The sequence below is a fragment of the Actinosynnema sp. NPDC049800 genome (assembly GCF_040656635.1).
Classification (GTDB): Bacteria; Actinomycetota; Actinomycetes; order Mycobacteriales; family Pseudonocardiaceae; genus Actinosynnema.
The window spans coordinates 64164-70727 of the sequence record NZ_JBFAMT010000051.1; the positions used below are offsets into that span (position 1 = coordinate 64164).

The 6564-nt window shown below is 72.5% G+C and carries 9 protein-coding genes; 2 read left to right on the top strand and 7 right to left on the bottom strand.

Annotation, left to right across the window (positions count from 1 at the left end; genetic code table 11):
- Nucleotides 1-10: 10 nt before the first annotated feature.
- Genes AB0I91_RS35955 through AB0I91_RS35985 form a run of 7 tightly spaced genes read right to left on the bottom strand, consistent with a single transcriptional unit; the run spans nucleotide 11 to nucleotide 4324 of the window.
- Nucleotides 11-319, bottom strand: coding sequence for a WXG100 family type VII secretion target (locus AB0I91_RS35955; protein ID WP_498780472.1), 309 nt, complete (start codon nucleotides 317-319; stop codon nucleotides 11-13).
- Complete coding sequence (locus tag AB0I91_RS35960; RefSeq protein ID WP_498780473.1) at nucleotides 316-798, bottom strand: YbaB/EbfC family nucleoid-associated protein; 483 nt, start codon at nucleotides 796-798, stop codon at nucleotides 316-318. The genes AB0I91_RS35955 and AB0I91_RS35960 overlap by 4 nt, the downstream gene beginning before the upstream one ends.
- A 15-nt stretch (nucleotides 799-813) precedes the next feature.
- The gene (locus AB0I91_RS35965; protein WP_498780475.1) at nucleotides 814-1479 is read right to left on the bottom strand and encodes an adenosylcobinamide amidohydrolase; all 666 of its coding nucleotides are present in this window, start codon (nucleotides 1477-1479) and stop codon (nucleotides 814-816) included.
- A complete protein-coding gene (locus tag AB0I91_RS35970) occupies nucleotides 1476-2033 on the bottom strand; it encodes a GNAT family N-acetyltransferase (protein ID WP_499640899.1) in 558 nt (185 codons plus the stop codon). Before AB0I91_RS35970 ends, AB0I91_RS35965 begins: the two co-directional genes overlap by 4 nt.
- A 10-nt stretch (nucleotides 2034-2043) precedes the next feature.
- Entirely contained in the window at nucleotides 2044-2973 is a 930-nt protein-coding gene (locus AB0I91_RS35975) for a hydroxymethylglutaryl-CoA lyase (protein ID WP_498780479.1), read from the bottom strand.
- Nucleotides 2960-3490, bottom strand: coding sequence for a PH domain-containing protein (locus AB0I91_RS35980; protein WP_498780481.1), 531 nt, complete (start codon nucleotides 3488-3490; stop codon nucleotides 2960-2962). Before AB0I91_RS35980 ends, AB0I91_RS35975 begins: the two co-directional genes overlap by 14 nt.
- A 45-nt stretch (nucleotides 3491-3535) precedes the next feature.
- Nucleotides 3536-4324 (bottom strand): biotin--[acetyl-CoA-carboxylase] ligase, encoded by a 789-nt coding sequence (locus tag AB0I91_RS35985; protein ID WP_498780482.1) that lies wholly within the window; start codon nucleotides 4322-4324, stop codon nucleotides 3536-3538.
- 230 nt (nucleotides 4325-4554) lie between these two features.
- Here AB0I91_RS35985 and AB0I91_RS35990 point away from each other — a divergent pair, with 230 nt between their 5' ends.
- Together AB0I91_RS35990 and AB0I91_RS35995 are read left to right on the top strand one after the other, a co-directional pair.
- Entirely contained in the window at nucleotides 4555-6186 is a 1632-nt protein-coding gene (locus AB0I91_RS35990) for an acyl-CoA carboxylase subunit beta (RefSeq protein ID WP_498780483.1), read from the top strand.
- Entirely contained in the window at nucleotides 6183-6398 is a 216-nt protein-coding gene (locus AB0I91_RS35995) for an acyl-CoA carboxylase subunit epsilon (protein WP_498780485.1), read from the top strand. Before AB0I91_RS35990 ends, AB0I91_RS35995 begins: the two co-directional genes overlap by 4 nt.
- Nucleotides 6399-6564: the final 166 nt, after the last annotated feature.

The window sequence follows — 6564 nt, forward strand, 5'->3', positions numbered from 1 at the left end:
GCCCCCTGAGTCAGATCGCGCCGAGCGCGTTGCGGTTGCCCTCTTCGACTTCGCGGTACGTGCGGGCCGTCTCGGCGAAGCGCTCCCCGACACCGCCGAACCCGGCGCTCAACCCGTTCAGCCCGCCCAGCACCTCGCCGGAGGGCTGGACGTGGCTCGCCGCGAAGCTCTGCCCGATCGCGTCACCGCCCCAGCACTCGCCGATCGAGCCGAGCACGCCGCCCAGCTCGCCCGCGATCTTCCCGGCGCGCTCGGCGAACGCGGCGAAGTCGTCGGCCCCCTCGGCGAGGCGGGCGAGGTCGGTCCGGAAGCCGGTCATCTCGTTCTCCTCGAAGCCTTGGCGTCGACGTCGGTCATCCACTCGCGCTGCTCGAAGTCCTCGTCGTCCTCCGCGGCGGGACGCCTCCGGGTCGGCTGCGGCGGCTGGACCTCCTCGGCACCGATCTCCCCCGGCCGCAGGTCGGCCGTGCCGCGCAACAACGCCTCGGGATCCGTGCCGGCGGGCAGCACCGGGGTCAACGTCCGGTAGGCGTCCTCGGTGGCCCTGGCCACCGCCTCCCGGGTGGTGCCCACGATCAGCTGGGCGAGCTGCGCCGGCCGCAGCCGGTACGCGTCGTCGCGCAGCTCCAGGTCGGTGAGCGTGCCCTTGGCGTCGACCACGACGGTCACCGAGCCGTCGGGACTGGTGGCCGACCCGGAGATCCGGGCCAGGTCGCGCTGCACGGACGCCAGCTGGTCGCGGCTGCGCCGGTAGTCGGCCAGCAACTCGTCCACCTGGGCGCGGTGATCGGTCGTCACGGCCACCTCCGGTCTTCAGCCGTCGCCGGGCATGGTCGTCGGTCGCGCGTTGGACGTTACGACCCCTACCCCGGTTCCCGCCCGTTCCGACGAAATCCCGGTGTGCACGGCGCGGTGCACCGTTCGGGCCAACGCCGAGCCGATCACCGACCGCGGCCCGCCGTACGGCTCGACCGGGCCGTCCAGCGGGCACAGCAGCACGACCGCGTCGGTGACCGTCCCGGTGCCCGGCACGCCCGCCTCGCCCAACGCCTGCGCCTTGGCCTCGGCGACCGTGGCGACCGCGTTGACCAGGGCCGCGTCCGCCAGTCGCACGGGCAGCACGCACACCGCGTTGATCGTGCCGACGTCGGGCAGCCCGTCGGCGGGCGGTCCGGCGGCCCACGTGGGGTGCGCGCCGATCCCGGTCGTCACCCACGACCGCACCCCGCCGTCGGCCTCCAGCACCGCGTCCCGCACGTCGACGGCGGTGAGCAGCCCGGTGCCGGGGCCGCGCAACCCGAGGTCGGCCGCGATCTCGGCGACGTGCGCGTCCGGGTCGAGGCGGGCGTAGTCCTTGGGCACGGTCGCGTTCAGCGCCCAGTGCCGCACGCCGAGGCCGCCGCCGTGCGGGCCGGACGAGATCGCCAGCACCGGCTTCGACAGCCGCCAGAGGAGGACGCCGGGGTGTCGTTCGATCACGTCGCGAGCCGCACGAGCGCCCGGTTCGCGCCGCGGCGCTCCACCAGCTCGAACCCCGCGTCGGTGAACATGCCGAGCGTGCCGTGGTACAGGTCGCCGGAGCCCTTCTTCGCATCGGCGGTGTCCACGGGGTAGCCCTCGACGGACCGCGCGCCGCCGTTGCGCGCGTACCCGACGGCGTGCTCCAGCAACACCGAGCCGAAGCCGCGTCGGCGGGCCGTGCGGTGGATGAAGAAGCACGTCACCGACCACACGTCGGTCAGGTCGTCGTCCACCGGCGCCGCCACCTTGGTGCGCGCCAACCGGGCGTAGCCGAGCCGGGGCGCGACCGCGACCCACCCGACCGGCCGGTCGTGGTCGTCGATCGCCAGCAACCCGACCGGCACACCGGATCCGACGCGGGAGCGCAGCAGCTCCTTGTTGCCCGCCGAACCGTTGGCCCGCATGTCGGCGTTGGTCTGGAGGAACCACGTGCACCAGCACCCGGACTGCGCGCCGTTGGGCCCGAACAGCTCCTCCAGCGACGGCCAGGTCTGCGGTGTCAGCTCGACCACCCGCACCGCGCTACCCCCGCAGCGCCCGGACCACCCGCGACGGGCTCGGCCGGCCCAGCCGTTCGGCCATCCACGCGCTGGTGTCGGCGAGCTTGTCCAGGTCGACGCCGTGCGCCACGCCGAGCCCGTCCAGCATCCACACCAGGTCCTCGGTGGCGAGGTTGCCGGTCGCGGACTCGGCGTAGGGGCAGCCGCCCAGCCCGCCCGCGGACGAGTCGATCGTGCGCACGCCCGCCTGCATCGCGGCCAGCGTGTTCGCCAACGCCTGCCCGTAGGTGTCGTGGAAGTGCACCGCGAGCCGGTCGACGTCGTCGAATCCGGCCAGCAGCGCGGTCACCTGGCCCGGCGTGGCCACGCCGATCGTGTCGCCCAGCGAGAGCTGGTCGCAGCCCAGGTCCAGCAGCCGCTTGCCGACGCCGACGACCTGCTCGCGCGGCACGGCGCCCTCCCACGGGTCGCCGAAGCACATCGACACGTACCCGCGCACCGCCAGGCCTTCGGCCTTGGCCCGGGACACGACCGGGTCGAACATGGCGAACTGCTCGTCCAGCGACCGGTTCAGGTTCCGCCGCGCGAAGGTCTCGGTGGCGCTGGCGAAGATCGCGACGTGGTCCACGCCCGCCCGCAGCGCCCGCTCCAGCCCGCGTTCGTTGGGCACCAGCACCGGGTAGCTCACGCCGGGCCGCTTGACCAGGCCGGCCAGCAGCTCCTCGGCGTCGGCCAGCTGCGGCACCCACTTGGGGTGCACGAAGCTCGTGGCCTCCAGCACCGTGCCGCCCGCGTCGGCGAGCCGGTCGAGGAACTCCAGCTTGACGTCGACCGGCACGACCTCGGACTCGTTCTGCAGCCCGTCGCGCGGTCCCACCTCCCAGATCGTCACGCGGTCGGGCAGACCGCCCGCGCCGACCGTGTCCGGCAGACCGACTTCACGCGCGCCCATCTGTGACCCTGTCCTCCGTCCGGTGGTCGTCGGCCGGGTTGTCGTTGATCTCCCGGTACAGCAGCGAGTGCACCTTCTCCACCCGCGGGATGTCGTCGAACTCCAACGGCTCGTCCGAGGCCGACTCGATGATCAGCGTGCCGCAGCCGAGCAGCCGGTCCACCAGGGTGTGCTCGAAGCGGACGCTGTTGACGCGGCCGAGCGGGATGTCCAGGCCGGTGCGCTTGAACACGCCGATCCGGTACATCACGCGCTCGCTGGTGATGATGAAGTGCGTGGTGCGCCAGCGGACGACCGGCGCCAGGGTCAGCCAGGCGACCAGCACGGCGACGATCACCGCGAGCGCGATCCAGGCGATCGACGCCCAGGCGAAGTCGGCCACCTGCACCGCGAGGTAGGCGCCGACACCGACCGCGACGAGCAGCACGAGCACCGGGACGACCAGCGTCTTCCAGTGCGGGTGCCGGTGGATCACGACGTGCTCGCCGGTGCTGAGCAGGTCGTCCGGGTAGGCCACGACGGTCCCTTTCGGTGGCTCGGCTCGCCTCGGGTGCGGCTCGCCTCACCGTACCCGGAGGTGCACCACGTCCCCGGCGGAAACGGAGTGGTCGGCGCCCGCGTGGTCGCGCACCACCAGCGTGCCGTCGGTCTCCAGGTACCGGGCGGTGCCCAGCAGCGACTCGCCCCTGGCCAGCTCCACCCGCACCTGGCTGCCGAGCGTGGTGCAGTGCCGCCGGTACTCCTCGCGCAACGACGGCTCGTCGCCGTCCGCCCGCCGCCACTGCTCCTCCAGCGCGGCCAGCTCGCGCAGCAGCGTGATCGCCACCTCGGTGCGGTCCAGCGGTCCGGCGTGGTCCTCGAGGCTGGTCGGCAGCAGGCCGCCCGCGCCGGGCTCGACGTCCTCGGGCAGCTTCGCCACGTTGAGCCCGATGCCGACGACCACCGCCTGCGCCACGCCCGCGCTGGTCTCGGCCAGCACGCCCGCCGCCTTGGCGTCACCGACGAGCAGGTCGTTCGGCCACTTCAGGGACGCCTCGACGCCGACGCTCCGGGCCGTGCGGACCAACGCCACGCCCGCGAGCAGCGTCACCCACGGCAACCGGGCCGGTGAGACGTTGGTCGGGCGGAACAGCACGCTCAGGTACAGGCCGCCGGCGGGCGACGTCCAGCCGCGGCCCCGGCGACCCTGGCCCGCGGTCTGCCGTTCGGCGATCAGGACGGTGCGGTCGTGCGCGCCCCGGCTCGCCGCGTCACGCAGGTCGTTGTTCGTGGAACCGGTCTCGGCGACGACGTCGACCGTCGCGTAGGGGCCGATGAGGGCGGAGCGGAGGGCGGTGGCATCCAAGGTCACGGCACGCACCTTAGGAGCGACGACGCCGGCCCGCAGGGTCCGCGGGCGACCGCGGGTCCGCGCCGGAGGTCGCGACCCGCCCCACGCGCTTGTCGGAGCGGTGTGGATCGTGGGGCGGGTCGCGTGGACAAGCCTGCAACCTCCACCGCGCTGGAGGTCAACTCCGGCGTCCAGTGACCTGGGCTACTACGCCACGCGCGGACGTTACCGGCTGGTTAAGCTGCGGCGCTATGAGCAGTGCGACCGCCCCCGACGGCGAGGAGCCGGACGTCCACACCACGGCCGGGAAGCTCGCGGACCTCTACCGGCGCAACGAGGAGGCCGTGCACGCCGGTTCGGCGCGCATGGTCGAGAAGCAGCACGCCAAGGGCAAGAAGACGGCCCGCGAGCGCATCGGGCTGCTGCTGGACCCCGGCTCGTTCGTCGAGCTGGACGAGCTGGCGCGCCACCGCTCGACCAACTTCGGGCAGGAGCGCAACCGGCCCTACGGCGACGGCGTGGTGACCGGCTACGGCACCGTCGACGGCCGCCCGGTGTGCGTGTTCAGCCAGGACGTCACGATCTTCGGCGGCTCGCTCGGCGAGGTGTACGGCGAGAAGATCGTCAAGGTCATGGACCTGGCGATCAAGACCGGCCGGCCGATCATCGGCATCAACGAGGGCGGCGGCGCGCGCATCCAGGAGGGTGTCGTCTCGCTCGGCCTCTACGGCGAGATCTTCCGCCGCAACGTGGCCGCGTCCGGCGTCGTGCCGCAGATCTCGCTGATCATGGGCGCGAACGCGGGCGGGCACGTCTACTCGCCCGCGCTCACCGACTTCGTGGTCATGGTCGACCAGACCTCGCACATGTTCATCACCGGCCCGGACGTGATCAAGACCGTCACCGGCGAGGACGTCGGCTTCGAGGAGCTCGGCGGCGGGCGCACGCACAACACCAAGTCCGGCAACGCGCACTACCTCGGCGACAACGAAGAGGACGCCATCTCCTACGTCAAGGAGCTGCTGTCCTACCTGCCCGCCAACAACATGTCCGAGCCGCCCGTCTTCGACGCCCCGGACGACGTGGTGCACGGCTCGGTCGAGGACTCGATCACCGACGCCGACCGGGAGCTCGACACGCTCATCCCGGACTCCGCCAACCAGCCGTACGACATGCACGAGGTCGTCACCCGGGTGCTGGACGAGGGCGAGTTCCTGGAGGTCCAGCCGCTGTTCGCGCCGAACATCCTGGTCGGCTTCGGCCGGGTGGACGGCCACTCGGTCGGCATCGTGGCCAACCAGCCGACCCAGTTCGCGGGCTGCCTGGACATCGACGCCTCGGAGAAGGCGGCGCGGTTCGTGCGGACCTGCGACGCGTTCAACATCCCGGTGCTGACGTTCGTGGACGTGCCCGGCTTCCTGCCCGGCACCGACCAGGAGTGGAACGGCATCATCCGGCGCGGCGCGAAGCTGATCTACGCCTACGCCGAGGCGACCGTGCCGCTGGTCACCGTGATCACCCGGAAGGCCTACGGCGGCGCGTACGACGTGATGGGTTCCAAGCACCTGGGCGCGGACATCAACCTGGCGTGGCCGACGGCGCAGATCGCGGTCATGGGCGCGCAGGGCGCGGCGAACATCGTGCACCGCAAGGCGCTGGCGAGCGCGGCGGCCGAAGGCGAGGACGTGGACGCGCTTCGGGCCCGTTTGCAGCAAGAATACGAAGATGCCCTCTGCAACCCTTACGTGGCGGCCGAACGCGGCTATGTTGACAGTGTGATCCCTCCCTCTTTCACGCGTTCGTACGTCGCCAGGGCGCTGGCGGTGCTGCGCGACAAGCGCGAGGTGCTGCCGCCCAAGAAGCACGGGAACATCCCGCTGTGAGCGCCGCGCCGCACCTCCGGGTGGTGCGAGGCAACCCGGACGACGTCGAGTTGGCCGCCGTGACGGCGGTCGTGGTGGGCCTGGCAACGGCCGGCGGTCCCACCGAGGACGACGCACCGCGCCGGTCGGCGTGGTCGGACAAGTCCAGGCAGGTGCGACGACCTCTGCCGCACGGCCCCGGCGCGTGGCGGGCCTCGACCCTGCCGGGCTGATGTGCTGTGTTGGATAGCCGCTGTGTTGATGGCCGCTGCTCCGCAGACGGCGGCTCGGACGCCCGGAAGTCGGTCGTTCGCGCCCTGATTCGCCCCCGGAGGAAAAGGCGTTTAGGCGGGGGGGTGTGGCGCGCGCCACCCACGCGGCCACGCCGGGGGGGGAAGG

What these genes read in the sequence shown, in the direction of transcription:
- AB0I91_RS35955 (WP_498780472.1), bottom strand. Translation starts at nt 319, where the DNA reads ATGACCGGCTTCCGGACCGACCTCGCCCGCCTCGCCGAGGGGGCCGAC.
- AB0I91_RS35975 (WP_498780479.1), bottom strand. Translation starts at nt 2,973, where the DNA reads ATGGGCGCGCGTGAAGTCGGTCTGCCGGACACGGTCGGCGCGGGCGGT.
- AB0I91_RS35990 (WP_498780483.1), top strand. Translation starts at nt 4,555, where the DNA reads ATGAGCAGTGCGACCGCCCCCGACGGCGAGGAGCCGGACGTCCACACC.